This is a genomic window from Streptomyces sp. NPDC002784 (assembly GCF_053592135.1).
This window is the reverse complement of sequence record NZ_JBSFVD010000001.1, coordinates 837,403-852,447: the sequence shown is the minus strand read 5'-3', so window position 1 is coordinate 852,447 and position 15,045 is coordinate 837,403. Positions and strand designations below refer to the sequence as shown.

Here is a 15,045-nt window from a genome sequence, read left to right as displayed (position 1 = left end):
TGGTGTCGGAAGCGCTGCTCGCGCGCGCGGTGTTCGGGCCGCTGGGCGGGGTGGTGGAAGTCGGTGCGGTGAACTCCACCGGCACCTGGCGGCTGACCGAGGTCTCCATGGGCGACTATCTGGCGCGTCACCGGCCCGACACCGAACGCCTGATGGAGGGCATCCGGTCCGTCTGCCGGTTCAGTGACCACGCGATGGCGATCGTCGACGAGTTGGGCAGATTCCGCGACCATGACGTGCCCGCGGCCCTCCTGCTGCTCTGGTCAGGGGGCATCACGGGTGTGGCGCAGCCGCTGGAGCGACTTGAGGAGCCGCCGGTGGTGCGGCGGATGTGCCGTATGGCGGCGGACCTCCAACTCACCCTCTTCCTGCAGGCCCTGATCAACGCCGCCATCGCCGCTGGGACGGAACCCGGACGAGGGGCGCCCGAAGTCGCCGAAATCCTTGCCACCGCCTCCGACTTGGCCGACACCACGGGCCGAAGCGCCCCGGCGGACATCTTCAGGATGTGGCGGGTCGCTCATCTCCCGGCCATCCTCCGCCCTGAGTCGGACGCACCGGAGAGCGGCAAGGCCGGCTTCCGGGCATACGACCAGCTGCTGGAGGAACTGCTCGCAGCAGACTGACCTTTACTACAAGGAGGCCACTGTGACGCGCGGGTGGGAGCGCGAGCATCGATGGTCCGAGGAGACCGACCGGGTGTTGCGCAGAGCCGGCTGGTACTCGCTGCTCTCCAGCCCGCCGAACTCGGTGAGGAAACGCCGGGCCGCCTCGTGGATCTCGAAGCCGCCGTGCTCGCGGAGCGTGTCCCACTCAACCGTGCACACCGAACGGCCCGGGGGGATCTACGACACGTTCGCCGAAGCCCTGCTGTTCCCCGGCTACTTCGGCAGGAACTGGGACGCGATGGTGGACTGTCTGGATGATCTGTGCGGTGCGGTGACCGGCGGGGTTGGGGTTGCCGCAGTCATCGGCGAAGCGGATCGACTCCTGGAGGCGGAGCACTTCCCCCTGTTCGTGTCTGTGCTTCGTCTTCGAGTTCGATGAGTTCGATGAGTTGGACGAGATCGACGGGTTCGACGGGAGCGGGTCGTCCGCAGGGTGGAACATCCCGACCTGACGATCACGGTGGGGGAGGGGTTCGTCGCGGCCGCTCTGAACCCGCAGGTGTGGCACCAGCGGAGAGCCCCCTGAGCCTGCCGTCGCGATTGTGTGGGGAATGTGAGGAGTCCCCCGGTCCCGGCCGCCCGGGCCCACCTGGCCTTCGACGACCCCGAGGCGAGTCCATAAGATCTCTGTAGGCTCAGCACACCCATCACACCTCACCCCGCCGCACCCGACCACTCACGACCACACACCCCAGGACACCTCCCATGCCGCGACGCTCCAGCTCGACGGGAAGCCCGACGGGAAGCCCGACCACCCCGCGGAACCGGACCCCGCAGCCCGTGCGGGTGCACCGGCGTTCGTTCGGGGACGTCGTCAAGGCGTTCCTCGCGTTCGTCGCGCTGCTCGTGCTGGTCGTCGGGGTGCCCTGGGCGCTGGCAACGCAGTTGGGGTGGCCGCTGCCCGAAACCTGGGACCCGCAGGAGTGGCTGACCGACGAGCTGAGCGTCGGCACCTTCCTCGGCATCCTCACCTTCTTCGTCTGGGTCGCCTGGGCCCAGTTCACCGCCTGCGTGATCGTCGAGATGAAGGCCGCCCTGTCGGGCGTCGGGGTCCCCGGGCGGGTACCCGGCGCCGGGCCCAGCCAGTTGCTCGCCCGCCAGCTCGTCGCCGCGCTGCTCCTCGTCGGCGCCACCGCCGCCAGCCTCACGCCGGGGCTCTCCCAGCTCGGCCAGAGCCTGGACGCCGACCAGCGCGGTGCCGTCGCCGCCGCCCAGCAGACGCCCGGTGGCGGTCTCTTCGCCCAGCAGCAGGAGCAGGCCGCGGCCTCCGCCGCCGCCCTCGCCGAGCAGGCGTCCCACGCCGAGGCGGCAGCGCCGAGCAGCGCCAAGGACGGCGACACGAAGTACTACCGGATCCAGCCGCCCGAGGGCCGCCACCACGACTCCCTGTGGGAGATCGCCGAACGGCACCTCGGCGACGGCCGCCGGTACAAGGAGATCTACCAGCTCAACAAGGACCGGGTGCAGCCCGACGGCAGCAAGCTGTCCGAGGCCAGCCTCATCCGGCCCGGCTGGATCATGGAGATGCCGGGCGACGCCCGCGGCGGCGAACTCGTGGAGATGCCCGACGAGTCCCCCGACGTCTCGCCGGAAGTCGAGCAGCAGATCCACGACTACGCCAAGACCGGCGGCGACCACGCCCAGGGCGGCGGCGCAGGGGCCGCCCACGTCTCCCTCCCCGAGCAGCGCCCCGCCCCCGACCAGCGGCAGACCCCCCACAACACGCCCGCCGCCACCCCCGCCACGCCCGCCACCACCCCCTCCGCCGCCGCGCAGTCCGACGGTTTCGGCCTCCCCGAGGCCCTCCTCGCCGCCCCCCTCCTAGCCGCCGGCCTCCTCGGCGCCCTCGGCCGCCGGCGCCGCCAGGCCATGTGGCAGTCGGCGCTCGGTTCCGTCGGCGGGCGGCGCGGCATGGAACCGCCCACGCCCACCGGCGACGCCGCCGACGCCCAGGACGCCCTCCTGGTCGGCGCCGACCCCGAAGGCGTACGACTGCTGGACCGTTCCCTGCGCGGGCTCGCCGCGTCCCTCGCGGCGGAGTCCCGCGCCCTGCCCACCGTCTACGCGGCCTGGCTCAGCAACGGCGATCTGCATCTCCAGCTCGCCCAGCCCGCCGGGAAGCCCCCCGCGCCCTGGCAGCTCGGCCAGGACCAGACCTTCTGGATGCTGGCCCGCAGCGACGCCGAACGGTACGAGGAGGCGGACACCGCCGCGCCCTACCCCGGCCTCGTCAGCCTCGGCACCATGGACGACTCCCGGCTGCTGCTGAACCTGGAGTCCGTGCCGGGCATCGTGTCGCTGAGCGGACGCGAGGCCGACCGGGCCGCCGTATTCGCGTCCGTCGCCGCCGAGTTGGCCACCAACGGCTGGTCCGACCGCATGACCATCACCCTCGTCGGGTTCGGCCAGGACCTCACCCCGCTCGCCCCCAACCGCCTGCGCCACCTCGACGGCATCGACGACCTGATCGAGACCATGGAGGCCGAGACCCGGCAGCGGCGCGGCGCGCTCGGGGCCACCGGACACGACTCCGTGCTCACCGGCCGCACCGGGCCCGCCCAGCACACCCGTTGGGCCCCGCACCTCGTCCTGCTCGCCGCGCAGCCCTCCGCCGAGGACGCCGTCAAGCTCGCCGAACTCGCCTCCGACGCAAGCCGGCTCGGCATCGGCTACCTCGTCGGCACCGAGACCGGCGATCTGCCGGGCGCCGCCTGGGAGATGGAGATCACCGGCGAGGGCAAGCTGCTCGCCCCGCTGCTCGGCCTCGAACTCGAGGCGCAGCTCCTGCCGACCGCCCAACAGCAGGCCGTGGTCGAGCTGTTCGTCCAGGCGGACCCCGACCACGGCCCCGAGGGCGGCCCCGCCAACACGCCGCCGTTCCTCGTCGACATCAGCGAGCAGGGACGGCCCGCGGTCTACGCCCGGCTCGTCGGCCCGTACGAGATCATCGGCCTCGACACCCCGGACGGCGAGCGCAGCGCCCTGCTCCACGAGGCGCTCGCGCTGCTGCTGCTGCACCGCGAGGGCGTGCACCCGCGCGTGCTGTCCTCCGCGCTGTGGCCGCGCGGGGTCACCCAGGACGTGCGCGACGCGCTGCTGGAGCGGCTGCACGCGTGGCTCGGCACCGACCCGGACGGCAGCCCCCGGCTGCGTACCGACGCCACCGGGCGGCTCACGCTCGCCAAGTCCGTCGTCTCCGACCTCGACGTGCTGCGCTCGCTCTACCACGAGGCCACCCAGGGCCGGGGGATCAACAGCCGGCAGGTCCGGGGGCGGCTGCTCACCGACGCGCTCGTGCTGGTGCGCGGACCGCTGCTCGCCGACCGGCCCGAGGGCCGCTACCGCTGGCTCACCCACGAGATCATCGACGCCCAGCTTCCGCTGCTGGTCGCGGACATCGGGCTCGCGCTGTCGGCGTTCCACCTGGAGAAGGACCGCGCGGAGAAGGCCATCGAGGCACTCACCGCGGCCCTGAACTCCGCGCCCGCCGACGAGCGCCTGTGGCACGAGCTGCTGCGCGCCACCCACGCCACCGGCGACACCGCCCGCCTCCAGGCCCTGGCCGCCGACCTCATCACCCGCAGCGGGGCGCGCGGGCTGCCGCCGCGCACGGAGGCGCTGCTCGACGAGCTGCTGCCGGCCTGGCGCTCCGGCGCCGTCGCCGCGGGATGACCGAGGTGATCGCCGCCGCCCTGTGGGGTGCGGCGGCGGGCGCGTTCCTGCCCCGGGCCGTGTACCGCTTCTCGGCCCCGGCCGGCGAGCCCTGGCGGGACGGCTGCCCGGACGGGCATCCGGTACGCGGCTGGCTCGGGCGCGCGCGATGCGCGACCTGCATGAAGGCATACGGCCCTGCCGTCGCCCCCCTCTCCCTCGCCACCGCCCTCGTCTGCGCCGCCCTCGCCGCGGCCACCGGCACCCGCCCCGAGCTGGGCGTATGGCTGCTGCTCGCCCCCCTCGGCGTGCTGCTCGCGGTCGTCGACTTCCGGGTGCAGCGGCTGCCGGACCCGCTGACCCTGCCGTTCGCGGCGGCCGCCCTCACCCTGCTCGGCGTGGTCGCCTTCGTCCCCGAGCACACGGGGGAGTGGCTCACCACTCTCTACGGCGCCCTCGCCCTCGGCGCCGGCTACCTCCTCCTCTTCCTCATCAACCCCTCCGGCATGGGCTTCGGCGACGTCAAGCTCGCCCTCGGCACGGGCGCGGTCCTCGGCTGGTACGGCTGGTCCACGCTCATGCTCGGCACCTTCGCCGGCTTCCTGCTGGGGGCGCTGTACGGCGGCGCCCTCGTCGTCGCCCGGCGGGCGGGGCGCAAGACGGCGATCCCGTTCGGCCCGTTCCTGATCACCGGGGCTTTTCTGGGCCTGCTGGCCGGGGCGTACGCGGCCTGACGTCGGCCCGGCAAAGCACCTGGCGTACGCTGGATCTCCGTCCACAACCCTTGACGAAAGGGACGCCGCCGGTGACCGAGAAGGCCGACCTTCAGTCCGTCCTCGACCGTGCCGCCGCGGGCGGGCGCATCACGCCCGAGGAGGCGCTCGACCTCTACCGCGACGCCCCGCTGCACGCGCTCGGCGCCGCCGCCGACGCCGTGCGCCGCCGCAGGTACGCGGGCACCGAGCACATCGCGACGTACATCATCGAGCGCAACATCAACTACACGAACGTCTGCGTGACGGCGTGCAAGTTCTGCGCCTTCTACGCCGCCCCCAAGGACACGGCCAAGGGCTGGACCCGCGACCTCGACGACATCCTGCGCCGGTGCGCGGAGACCGTCGAGCTCGGCGGCACCCAGATCATGTTCCAGGGCGGCCACCACCCGGACTTCGGCGTCGAGTACTACGAGCACCACTTCGCCGCCATCAAGAAGGAATTCCCCCAGCTGGTCATCCACTCGCTGGGCGCCTCCGAGGTCGAGCACATGGCCCGCATCTCCCAGGTGTCCGTGGAGGAGGCGATCCGGCGGATCCACGCCGCCGGCCTCGACTCCTTCGCCGGTGCCGGCGCCGAGCTGCTGCCCGCCCGCCCCCGCAAGGCCATCGCGCCGCTGAAGGAGTCCGGCGAGCGCTGGCTGGAGATCATGGAGATCGCCCACGGGCTGGGCGTCGAGTCCACCTCCACCATGCTGATGGGCACCGGCGAGACCAACGCCGAGCGCATCGAGCACCTGCGGATGATCCGCGACGTACAGGACCGCACGGGCGGCTTCCGCGCCTTCATCCCGTACACCTACCAGCCCGAGAACAACCACCTGAAGGGCCGCACCCAGGCCACGCTCTTCGAGTACCTGCGGATGATCGCCATCGCCCGGCTCTTCATGGACAACATCGCCCACATCCAGGGCTCCTGGCTCACCACCGGCAAGGAGATCGGCCAACTCTCCCTGCACTACGGCGCGGACGACCTCGGCTCGATCATGCTGGAGGAGAACGTCGTCTCCAGCGCGGGCGCCAAGCACCGCTCCAACCGGCTGGAGATCATCGACCTGATCCGCAAGGCGGGACGTGTGCCCGCCCAGCGGACGACGACGTACGAGCACATCGTCGTGCACGACGACCCGGCGGACGACCCCGTCGACGAGCGGGTCATGTCGCACATCTCGTCCACGGCGATCGAGGGCGGTACGGCCCACCCCGAGCTGAAGCTGCTGGCCTCCAACTAGGCCCGCGGTGCTGACGATCCACGCGGCGCCGCTCGTCCTGCCGGTCGGCGCCGCGCCGGTGCCCGACGGGGCGGTCGTCGTCGACGGCGACCGCGTCGCGGCCATCGGGCCCTACGCCGAGCTGGCCGCGTCCTTCGGGAGCGCGCGCACCCGCCGCTGGCCGGGAGTGCTGACCCCGGGGCTGCGGCAGTGGCACGGGCGGTGGCTGCTGACCCGGGTCTACCACCCCGACCCGCGCGAGGCGGACGAACTCGGCACCGAGCCGGTCACGGGTGCCGCCCTCGACGCGCTCGCCCCGGACGCGGGCCGGATGGCGGGCAGCGTCCGGCGCGGGCTGCAGCGGATGCTCGCGCACGGGACGACCCACCTCGGCGGCCCCTTCCCGGACGCCGTACGGCAGTCCGTGGTGCGCGCGGGACTGCGCGAGGTGCCCGAGCCGTGGCGCTCGGCCCCGCCGGTGGGGGACGGGCCCGACCTGGATCCCTTCGCCGAAGGCTCCGACCTCCCCGGCACCGTCCACGGCCCGCTCACCGTCGGCGGCGCGGCCGACCTCGCGGTCTTCGACGTGCCGGACGAGGCGGCCCTCCGCGCCAAGGGCGCGCGGACCTGCGTGGCCACGGTGCTCGGCGGCCGGCTGGTGTACCGGCGGCGCTGACCCCTCAGCCGGCGAACGCCTCCCCGAAGGCGCCTGAACTCTGCTCCACCCCACTGCACTTGGTCAGTGCGTCCGCCCCCTCCGCACACTCCTGGTCCCGAAGCGTCGACCACATCGACACCCAGGCGATCTCCCTCCGCTCCGCGAACCGCCGTACCTGCGCCGCGTCCTGGAGCGTGAAGGTCTCGCCGTCGACATCGTTCACGCCGATCATCGAGGTCAGCGCCATGCCCCGCCAGGCGGCGGCGGAGGACGTGCCGAAGACGTCCCGGAGCTGGGCGTGCGCCGCCTTCGCCGCGGTGAGGGCGTAGTCGCCCATGTCACCGTCGTAGGACTCGCCGTAGTTCATCGTCATGAGGTTGACGGTGGAGACCTGGACGGCGTGGTCGTTGGCCGACCGCAGGAGGGCGACTCCGGCGTCGTCGAGGCCGGCCGGCATCACCGGGAGCGTGAAGGAGACCGTGAGGCCGGTGCGCTCCCGCTGGAGCAGGGCTATCGCCTCCGCGCGCAGGTCCACCGAGTCGGAGTCGGTCAGTTCGTCGCCCTCGATGTCGAAGTCGGCCTGGGTGGAGCCCGCCGCGTCGAGTGCGTCGCCGTACGCCTTCGCCAGCGCCTCGGCGCTGTCGCAGTGCTGGGCGAGTTCGTCGCCGGAGGCGCCGCCGAAGGAGACGCGGACCGTGGCACCGGACTCCTTCAGCCCGGCGACCCGGGACGCCACCTGGGTGGCGTCCACGTCGTACACCCCGCTCCAACTCGGCGTGCAGTCACTGCCGTCCGCGATCACGAAGGCCAGGTTGTACGTCGCCGGGGAGCCGGCCGTGTCCGTGGCGGAGGCGGTGAGGGCGCTGACGTAGGGGGCGTAGGAGGTAGGGCTTTCGGCGCTCTCGGTGTTTTCGGAATCCGCTGAGCACCCGCTCATTGCCAGGGCAAACATCAAGGTGAGTCCGGCCGTCGTCTTCAGGAAGCTCCGCATCCAGTGAATGTCTCACATCGCGCCGGACGCACCCCCGGAAGTCGCCCGCAGCGGCCCAACTCTCAGCGAACAGACAGCTCAAGGAGGTTTTCATGGGCATCTCACATGAATACCGGCGCCTCGGACACATAAAGCTTCCCTACTGTCCGTGGAATGCACTCCGAGCCTGCCATCGAAAGCCGCGCCGCGACTCGCGGTCGCCGCCGCAAACGCGGCAACGGGTCCGTCGAAGGGCCCGTGTTCGTTGACAACTCCGGACGCCGGTCGAGGATGCTGCGCCGTATCGGCATCGCCGTGGGCGTGGGCTGCGTCGGGTACGCGGTCGTCCTGGGGATGGCCTTCATGGGCATCGGCACCTCGATCACCCCGGCCGAGCTGCTGCCGTTCGGCACCAGTGCCCAGGGCGCCGGGCCGGGCGGTGTCCCGGGCGAGCAGCCGCAGGGCGGCATGGGAGGCCAGGTCCCGCCCAGCGGCGCCCCGTCGGCCCCGCCGTCCGGCACGCCCGCGCCCACCGCTTCCGCGTCCACCTCCGCCGCTCCCGCGTCCACCGCTTCCGCCTCCGCCGTGGCGGACTCCGCCAACTGACCCTGGACCGCAGCCACTCCATGACTACGACGCCACCCTCACGCGGCCGTCGGCGTGCCCCCACCCGGATGAAACGGGTGGCCGGCAAGGCCGCGGCGCTGCAGAAACCGCGTGTCATCCTCGCCCTGCTGCTCCTGCTCGCGCTGACCAGCGTCATGCTGCTGGACGGCTACCTGCGCGCCGAGGTCGGCGGCGACCAGCGCGTGCGCAGCGGGGCCAGCTCCAGCGACGTGCCCGACGACATCCTCGACGGCGGCCCGATCCTCACCTTCCGGGGCGGCCGGGCCGGCACGGTCTCGGTCCCGGACAAGACCATCGCCCTCACCTTCGACGACGGCCCGAACCCCACCTGGACGCCCCAGGTCCTGGAGATCCTGGAGGAGTACGACGTCCCGGCCACTTTCTTCGTGGTGGGCTCGATGGTCTCCCGCTACCCGGGCATCGTGAAGGACCTGGTCGACCAGGGCAACGAGGTCGGCATCCACACCTTCACCCACGTCGACCTGTCGTACCAGAGCGACGCCCGGGTCACCCGTGAGATGACCCAGTCCCAGCTCGCCCTCGCGGGCGCGGCCGGCATCACGACCACGCTGTTCCGGGCGCCGTACTCCTCGGAGACGGACGCCATCGACAACTACAGCTGGCCCGTGTACCAGGCGCTCGGCGAGGACGGTTACACCAGCGTCTTCATCGACACCGACAGCGACGACTGGAAGCGGCCGGGTGTCTCGAAGATCGTCAAGTGGGCCACTCCCGCGAAGGACCAGGGCGCGTCCGTGCTCTTCCACGACGCCGGCGGCGAGCGGTCCCAGACGATCAAGGCGCTGCCCCGCTACATCGAGAGGATGCGGGCCAAGGGATACACCTTCACCACGATCAGCGGGGTCATGCAGGAGGAGGGACCCGCCGCCGGTCCCGGCGGCTCCGGCCTCCAGGCCGCCCACCGCGAGGCCACCGGCGCGACCCTGTACGAGGGCAAGGCCCTCATCGCCGCCGTCGCCGTCGCCGAGTGGACCGTACCGGCGCTCTCGGTCGGGCTGATGGTCGTCGGGGTCGCGGTGCTGGGCCGGTTCGGGATGATGCTGCTCCTCGCCCGCCGCCACTACCGCCAGCGCAACAGACGCCGGTTCAGCTGGGGTCCCCCGGTGACCGCGCCGGTCAGCGTGATCGTCCCGGCGTACAACGAGAAGGAGTGCATCGCCAACACCCTTCAATCGCTGGCGAGGAGCACCCATCCGATCGAGGTCATCGTCGTCGACGACGGCTCTACCGACGGCACCTCCGAGATCGCCCGGGCCGTCGCCGACTCGCTGGGCATGCGCAATGTCCGCGTGGTCCGCCAGGAGAACGCGGGCAAGCCCGCCGCGCTCAACAACGGCGTCCGCAGCGCCAGTCACGACATCGTCGTGATGATGGACGGCGACACCGTCTTCGAGCCGGACACCGTACGGCAGCTCGTGCAGCCCTTCGCCGACCCCGAGGTCGGCGCCGTCGCGGGCAACGCCAAGGTCGGCAACCGCGACACCGTCATCGGCGCCTGGCAGCACATCGAGTACGTGATGGGCTTCAACCTCGACCGGCGCATGTACGACCTGCTGCGCTGCATGCCCACGATCCCGGGCGCGATCGGCGCGTTCCGCCGGGAGGCGGTGCTGGAGGTCGGCGGGATGAGCGAGGACACCCTCGCCGAGGACACCGACATCACCATCGCCATGCACCGCGCGGGGTGGCGGGTCGTCTATCAGGAGCACGCGCGCGCGTGGACCGAGGCGCCGGGCTCGCTCAGGCAGCTGTGGTCGCAGCGCTACCGGTGGTCGTACGGCACCATGCAGGCGCTGTGGAAGCACCGCAAGTCGCTGACGGACAAGGGGCCTTCGGGCCGCTTCGGGCGGGTCGGGCTGCCGCTCGTGGTCGTCTTCCAGATCGTCACGCCGGTCTTCGCCCCGCTGATCGACGTCTTCACCGCCTACTCGATGATCTTCATCGACTTCGGGGCGGCCCTGCTGGCCTGGCTCGCGGTGCTGGCCGTCCAGCTGGTGTGCGCGGCGTACGCCTTCCGCCTCGACCGCGAGAAGTACCGCTACCTGCTGATGATGCCGCTCCAGCAGCTGGCCTACCGGCAGATGATGTACCTCGTCCTGATCCACTCCTGCGTCACGGCCCTGACCGGCGGCCGGCTGCGCTGGCAGAAGCTGAAGCGCACCGGTGAGGTCGGGACACCGGCGGGGGCGGGCTGAGTGGGCGCGCACCGGCGCGGGGGGACTGTCACCGCCGCAGCGGCCCACCCCGTTCGCGACCGCTACTTCGACACCCTCCGCGCGGTCGCCCTGATCAGGGTCGTGACCTACCACACCTTCGGCTGGGCCTGGGCCGGACTCGTCTTCCCCTCCATGGGCGTCATGTTCGGCCTGGCCGGCACCCTGATGGCCAAGTCCCTGGAGCGGCCCGCGCCGCAGGTGGTGCGCGGCCGCCTCCGTCGCCTCCTGCCGCCCTTCTGGTTCTGGGGCTTCTTCGTGGTCCTCGCCATGCTGATCCACGGCTGGATGCCGGGCCCGGCGATCGTCTACTGGGTCCTCCCGCTCGGCGACCCGCCCGGCAACGCGTGGGGCGTCCAGGCGTACGAGATCGTGTGGTACCTGCGGACGTACCTGTGGTTCGTGCTCCTGTCCCCCTTGCTGCTGAAGCTGTTCCGGCGCGCGCCCCTGGCCGTCCTGCCGGCCTCCCTCGCCCCGGTCCTGGTGCTGCACTTCCTCTGGACGCCCCGGGACGACCGGCTCGGCAGCGCCCTGTGGGATCTGTCGACGTACCTCTTCTGCTGGATCCTCGGCTTCGCGCACCGCGACGGCGTGTTCCAGCGGACCAGACCGGCGGCGGTGGTCCTGCTGTCGCTCGCCGCGCTCGGCTACGGCGGCTGGTACGCCTTCGCCCACCAGGGCGCGTACGGCACCTACGACCTGGACGAGATCCCGCTCGCGCAGGCCTTCTGGTCGGCCGGGTTCGTGACGCTGCTGATGTGGGCCAAGGCGCGGTTCCGGATCGACTTCGCGGGGCTGTCCCGGTTCCGCCGGCTGGACCGGCTGGTGACGGTCTTCAACGCGCGTGCCGTGACGATCTACCTCTGGCACGAGATCGCCCTGATCCTCGCCGTCCCGCTGATCGACCGGTTCTGGGAGGTGCCGGCCTTCGAGGCGTATCTGCCGCTGGAGAGCCAGTGGTTCATGTTCGGCGTCGGCTGGGTGCTGATCGCGGGGTTCGTCCTGCTGTGCGGGTGGGTGGAGGACATGGCGGCGAAGCAGCGGCCGCGGCTTCTGCCGGGACGGGGTGCTGCAAGAATGGGCGCGTGACCCGCGCCTCCCTGAACAAGCAGCCGCACGAAGTCGCCTCGATGTTCGACGACGTCGCGGAACGGTACGACCTGACGAACGACGTGCTCTCGCTCGGCCAGGACCGGGTGTGGCGCAAGGAGGTCGCCAGAGCGGTCGACGCCCGCCCCGCGCAGAAGGTCCTGGACCTGGCCGCCGGTACGGCGACCTCCTCCCTGCCCTTCGCCCGCACCGGTGCCTATGTCGTCCCCTGCGACTTCTCGCTCGGCATGCTCCAGGTCGGCAAGCGCAAGCACCCCTGGCTGCCGCTGACGGCGGGCGACGCGACGAGGCTGCCCTTCAAGGACGACACCTTCGACGCCGTCACGATCTCCTTCGGCCTGCGCAACGTCCAGGACTTCGACGCCGCCCTGCGCGAGATGTACCGGGTGACCAGGCCCGGCGGCCGGGTCGTCATCTGCGAGTTCTCGCACCCGACCTGGGCGCCCTTCCGGACCGTCTACACCGAGTACCTGATGCGCGCCCTGCCGCCGGTCGCCCGCGCGGTCTCCTCCAACCCCGAGGCGTACGTGTACCTCGCGGAGTCCATCCGCGCCTGGCCCGACCAGCCCGCGCTCGCCGAGCGGCTGCGGAAGGCGGGCTGGTCGAAGGTGGCCTGGCGGAACCTGACCGGCGGTGTCGTCGCCCTGCACCGGGGCTTCAAGGAGAGCTGAGGCGCCGCGGCGGGGCTTCAAGGAGCGCTGAGGCGCCGCGCCGCGCCGGGGCTTCGAGGCCAGCCGGCACGCCGTCGCTCAGGCGAACCCGGACGCCGGGGCGTAGGAGTGACCGGTCGGCTCGTCCAGCTCCCGCTGCGTCCCACCGCCCGGCGGACGCGGCGCTCTTGGCTCGCGCACCCCGGAGCCTCCGCCGCCCTCGCCCTCGGCGAACTCGAACCAGACGGTGACCACGGCCCCGCGCGGCACCTCGACGCCGGGCGCCGGGTACTGCCGTACGACGTAGTCCACGACGGCGAGTCGGAGGTCGGGGCGGTCGGGGGAGGCGATCAGCACGCCGCGTGCCTCGGCCGACCTGCGCGCGTCCACGGCCATCAGACCGACGAGGCGCGGTACGCGCACTTCGGTTGTCCTGGGCGGTATGTACACAGACGTCACCCCCTGCGGTACCGGCAGGGTAACCCCCGCCGGGTACCACCCGGAAGCGCTAAGTGTCTTTCTGTGACAGTCAGTTACTGCGAGTAACGTAACTGCGTCAAGCCGCTCCGCTTGTCAGGTCCAAGCGGTAGCAGTGCCCCTGTCGATCGCTCGTCGGCGTGCGGAACACCTCGGCGAGCGTCATGCCCAGCCGCCGGGTCACCGCGATCGAGCGCTCGTTGCGGGCGTCGACCATCGCCACCACGCTCGGCACGCCCGCCGTCCGCACCCGCTCCAGCGTCTGCCGCGCGGCCGAGGTGACGTACCCCTTGCCCCAGTGCTCCCGCGCCAGCCGCCAGCCGATCTCGATCTCGCCCGTGGGCCCCCACGCGCGCTCCCAGGGCTGGGCGCCGGTGAAGCCGATGACCCGGTCGGACTCGTCCAGCACGGACCACAGACAGAACCCGCGTTCGGCGTCGTGCCGCCGCTGGCGGGCGGTGAGCTCCTCGTACACCGACAGTCCGGCGGACCTGCCGCCGTGGAACTCCATGACGTCCGGGTCGTCGAAGAGCCGGTGCCAGACGACCGCGTCCTCGTCGGTGGGGACGCGCAGCCGTACTGCGGGGAGAGCTCGGTTCACGGGGGGCAACCCTTCAGCCGGGTGATCGATGCTGCTGAATAGACTGCCCATGTCCTGTGCCGGTCGGCACGCAGATTTCGAACTTGGGGAGATCCCGCCGTGACCGAGCCCCTCCTCTCCGACAACACCGCTGATGTGATCGTCGTGGGCGCGGGGCCAGCCGGCTCCACGACCGCGTACCACCTGGCCAAGGCCGGACTCGATGTGCTGCTGCTGGAGAAGACCGAGTTCCCGCGGGAGAAGGTCTGCGGTGACGGCCTGACCCCGCGCGCGGTCAAGCAACTCGTGGCGATGGGCATCGACATCTCCGAGGAGGCCGGCTGGCTGCGCAACCAGGGCCTGCGGATCATCGGCGGTGGGGTCCGGCTCCAGCTCGACTGGCCCGAACTCGCCTCCTTCCCCGACTACGGCCTGGTCCGCAAGCGCGACGACTTCGACGAGCAGCTCGCCCGCCAGGCCCAGAAGGCCGGCGCCCGGCTGTACGAGCGCTGCAACGTCGGCGCCCCGATCGTCGACGACCGCACCGGCCGGATCACCGGCGTGCACGCCAAGCTCGGCGAGGAGAAGCACGAGGTCGCCTTCCACGCGCCGCTCGTGGTCGCCGCCGACGGCAACTCCACCCGCCTGTCCCTGGCGATGGGCCTGCACCGCCGCGAGGACCGCCCGATGGGCGTCGCGGTCCGGACGTACTTCGAGTCCCCGCGCCACGACGACGACTACCTGGAGTCCTGGCTCGAACTGTGGGACCGGCGCGGCCCGGGCGAGGACCGGCTGCTGCCCGGCTACGGCTGGATCTTCGGCATGGGCGACGGCACCTCCAACGTCGGCCTGGGCGTGCTCAATACCTCCGACTCCTTCAAGGAACTGGACTGGCGCGAGGTGCTGAAGGCCTGGTGCGCGTCGATGCCGGAGGAGTGGGGCTACACCCCGGAGCACATGACCGGCCCGATCCGCGGCGCCGCGCTCCCGATGGCCTTCAACCGCCAGCCCCACTACACCAAGGGCCTGCTGCTGGTCGGCGACGCCGGCGGCCTGGTGAACCCCTTCAACGGCGAAGGCATCGCCTACGCCATGGAGTCCGGCCAGATCGCCGCCGACGTCATCGTCCAGGCCCACGCCCGCCAGACCCCCGCGGGCCGCGAGATGGCCCTCCAGCGCTACCCGCGCGTGCTCAAGGACACCTACGGCGGCTACTACACGCTGGGCCGCGCCTTCGTGAAGCTCATCGGCAACCCGAAGGTCATGAAGATCGCCGCCCAGCGCGGGCTGACGCACCCGCTGCTGATGAAGTTCACCCTGAAGATGCTCGCCAACCTCACCGACCCGACCGGCGGCGACGCGATGGACCGCATCATCAACGGCCTGAGCAAGGTGGCCCCGAAGGCCTGAACGGCCGCTCAGCGCCCGAACGTCGA

At 71.8% G+C, this 15,045-nt stretch carries 15 protein-coding genes; 11 read left to right on the top strand and 4 right to left on the bottom strand.

The window, feature by feature from the left end:
* The first annotated feature begins 2 nt into the window (after positions 1-2).
* On the top strand, positions 3-626 hold the full coding sequence (locus tag ACWD1Z_RS03930) for a hypothetical protein (protein ID WP_451115228.1): 624 nt from the start codon (positions 3-5) through the stop codon (positions 624-626).
* A 6-nt stretch (positions 627-632) separates the two neighbouring features.
* Here ACWD1Z_RS03930 and ACWD1Z_RS03925 read toward each other — a convergent pair whose 3' ends face one another.
* Entirely contained in the window at positions 633-827 is a 195-nt protein-coding gene (locus ACWD1Z_RS03925) for an SUKH-3 domain-containing protein (RefSeq protein WP_451115226.1), read from the bottom strand.
* Between ACWD1Z_RS03925 and ACWD1Z_RS03920 the strand changes: the two genes are divergently transcribed.
* The 5 genes from ACWD1Z_RS03920 to ACWD1Z_RS03900 all read left to right on the top strand — a co-directional run bounded on the left by ACWD1Z_RS03920 (position 820) and on the right by ACWD1Z_RS03900 (position 6,979).
* Entirely contained in the window at positions 820-1,047 is a 228-nt protein-coding gene (locus tag ACWD1Z_RS03920) for a barstar family protein (protein WP_451115224.1), read from the top strand. The genes ACWD1Z_RS03925 and ACWD1Z_RS03920 overlap by 8 nt on opposite strands.
* Positions 1,048-1,373: 326 nt before the next feature.
* Positions 1,374-4,340 (top strand): BTAD domain-containing putative transcriptional regulator, encoded by a 2,967-nt coding sequence (locus ACWD1Z_RS03915; RefSeq protein WP_451115222.1) that lies wholly within the window; start codon positions 1,374-1,376, stop codon positions 4,338-4,340.
* Positions 4,337-5,053: a prepilin peptidase gene (locus ACWD1Z_RS03910; protein ID WP_451115220.1), complete on the top strand. Its 717-nt coding sequence runs from the start codon at positions 4,337-4,339 to the stop codon at positions 5,051-5,053. The genes ACWD1Z_RS03915 and ACWD1Z_RS03910 overlap by 4 nt, the downstream gene beginning before the upstream one ends.
* Before the next feature lie 71 nt (positions 5,054-5,124).
* Positions 5,125-6,324: a cyclic dehypoxanthinyl futalosine synthase gene (mqnC, locus tag ACWD1Z_RS03905; RefSeq protein WP_451115218.1), complete on the top strand. Its 1,200-nt coding sequence runs from the start codon at positions 5,125-5,127 to the stop codon at positions 6,322-6,324.
* A 7-nt stretch (positions 6,325-6,331) separates the two neighbouring features.
* Positions 6,332-6,979 carry an imidazolonepropionase-like domain-containing protein gene (locus ACWD1Z_RS03900; protein WP_451115216.1) on the top strand — a complete coding sequence of 216 codons (648 nt, stop codon included), beginning with the start codon at positions 6,332-6,334 and terminating at the stop codon, positions 6,977-6,979.
* Between the two features lie 4 nt (positions 6,980-6,983).
* On the opposite strand, the gene ACWD1Z_RS03895 is transcribed toward ACWD1Z_RS03900, so the two are convergent.
* Entirely contained in the window at positions 6,984-7,952 is a 969-nt protein-coding gene (locus ACWD1Z_RS03895; RefSeq protein WP_451115214.1) for a chitinase, read from the bottom strand.
* Positions 7,953-8,189: 237 nt separating this feature from the next.
* On the opposite strand from ACWD1Z_RS03895, the gene ACWD1Z_RS03890 reads away from it, so the two are divergent.
* From ACWD1Z_RS03890 to ACWD1Z_RS03875, 4 genes are read left to right on the top strand one after another with little or no spacing between them, the layout of a single operon-like run.
* A complete protein-coding gene (locus ACWD1Z_RS03890; RefSeq protein ID WP_451115212.1) occupies positions 8,190-8,537 on the top strand; it encodes a hypothetical protein in 348 nt (115 codons plus the stop codon).
* 20 nt (positions 8,538-8,557) lie between these two features.
* Positions 8,558-10,774: a bifunctional polysaccharide deacetylase/glycosyltransferase family 2 protein gene (locus ACWD1Z_RS03885; RefSeq protein WP_451115210.1), complete on the top strand. Its 2,217-nt coding sequence runs from the start codon at positions 8,558-8,560 to the stop codon at positions 10,772-10,774.
* A complete protein-coding gene (locus ACWD1Z_RS03880) occupies positions 10,775-11,881 on the top strand; it encodes an acyltransferase family protein (protein ID WP_451115208.1) in 1,107 nt (368 codons plus the stop codon).
* Complete coding sequence (locus ACWD1Z_RS03875; RefSeq protein WP_451115207.1) at positions 11,878-12,573, top strand: demethylmenaquinone methyltransferase; 696 nt, start codon at positions 11,878-11,880, stop codon at positions 12,571-12,573. The genes ACWD1Z_RS03880 and ACWD1Z_RS03875 overlap by 4 nt, the downstream gene beginning before the upstream one ends.
* Before the next feature lie 78 nt (positions 12,574-12,651).
* On the opposite strand, the gene ACWD1Z_RS03870 is transcribed toward ACWD1Z_RS03875, so the two are convergent.
* Positions 12,652-12,975: a PASTA domain-containing protein gene (locus ACWD1Z_RS03870; RefSeq protein ID WP_389415494.1), complete on the bottom strand. Its 324-nt coding sequence runs from the start codon at positions 12,973-12,975 to the stop codon at positions 12,652-12,654.
* A 133-nt stretch (positions 12,976-13,108) separates the two neighbouring features.
* Entirely contained in the window at positions 13,109-13,630 is a 522-nt protein-coding gene (locus ACWD1Z_RS03865) for a GNAT family N-acetyltransferase (protein ID WP_451115205.1), read from the bottom strand.
* 99 nt (positions 13,631-13,729) lie between these two features.
* On the opposite strand from ACWD1Z_RS03865, the gene ACWD1Z_RS03860 reads away from it, so the two are divergent.
* Entirely contained in the window at positions 13,730-15,019 is a 1,290-nt protein-coding gene (locus ACWD1Z_RS03860; RefSeq protein ID WP_389415492.1) for a geranylgeranyl reductase family protein, read from the top strand.
* Positions 15,020-15,045: the final 26 nt, after the last annotated feature.